Raw genomic sequence first — 1131 nt, 5'->3', positions numbered from 1 at the left:
CTGGAAAAGATGGGTCATGAGGGCATGTCCGCACGCGAGGCCACCACGTTTTTCCAGATCGGCAGCGCAGGCGCAGTGGGAGAGTGGCTGCGCCTGTATGCTGAGGGCGGCGCCCAAGCGTTGGCGCCGCCACCATTACCGCCTCAAAAGCCGATGAAAAAGACCCGCTCGTCCAAGCCTGCCGAGGACATGAGCCGCGATGAGCTCCTCAAGGAAGTGGCCTACCTGCGTGCGGAGGCGGCTTACCTAAAAAAACTCGATGCCTTGATCCGGGAAGACCAGGCGGCGCAGCGCGCAAAGCGCAAGCCATCCAAGGATTGAGGCAGACCTACGCACTGTCGCTGTTGCTGGAGGCGGCTGAGCTGTCGCGCAGCACGTTCTACTACCAGATCAATGCCTTGGCCGATCCAGATCGGGGTGAGGAGGAGCTGCGTGAGCGAATCCGCGCGATTTTCGATAAGAATCAAGGGCGCTACGGCTACCGTCGCATCACGCTGGAACTGGCCAATCAGGGCGAAGCCATCAACCACAAGCGCGTGCAGCGGCTGATGACCGAGCTGGGCCTGCAGTCGCGGGTACGCAGCAAGCGCTACCGCGCGTTCAAGGGAGCGGCCAATGTCGTGGTCTCCAACGACCTTGACCGCCAGTTTGAGGCCGAAATGCCCAACCAAAAATGGGTGACCGACGTTACCGAGTTCAAGGTGCAGGGCATGAAGCTCTATCTCTCGCCGATCATGGACCTCTACAACGGCGAAATCGTGGCTTACCAGATGAAGCGCCGCCCGGTATTCGACCTGGTCGGCCAGATGCTGGACCAAGCAATCAAGAAACTTCCGCCCGAAGATCGGCCCATGATCCACTCTGACCAAGGCTGGCACTATCAGCATGAAAGCTATCGCCACAAGCTTGCGAAACACTCGCTGAAACAGAGCATGTCCCGCCGAGGAAACTGCTTGGACAACGCGGCCATGGAGAGTTTCTTCGGGACGCTGAAGTCGGAATTCTTCTACCTGAACAACTTTGACAGCATCGAAAGCCTGGAAGCTGGGCTGGTGGAGTACATCCGGTACTACAACGAAGACCGTATCCGGCTGAAATTAAAGGGCTTGAGCCCGGTAAAGTACCGGGAGC

Annotated in this window: 1 pseudogene; it reads left to right on the top strand. The window is 58.6% G+C overall.

What is annotated here, in order from left to right:
• A pseudogene (locus AC3WL7_RS21365) lies at positions 1-1131 on the top strand (IS3 family transposase); the annotation flags it as partial.

This window comes from Stenotrophomonas sp. FW305-3-2-15-E-LB1, assembly GCF_058787375.1.
Note: the sequence above shows the minus strand (reverse complement) of the source record. Positions and strands in the feature narration are given on the sequence as shown.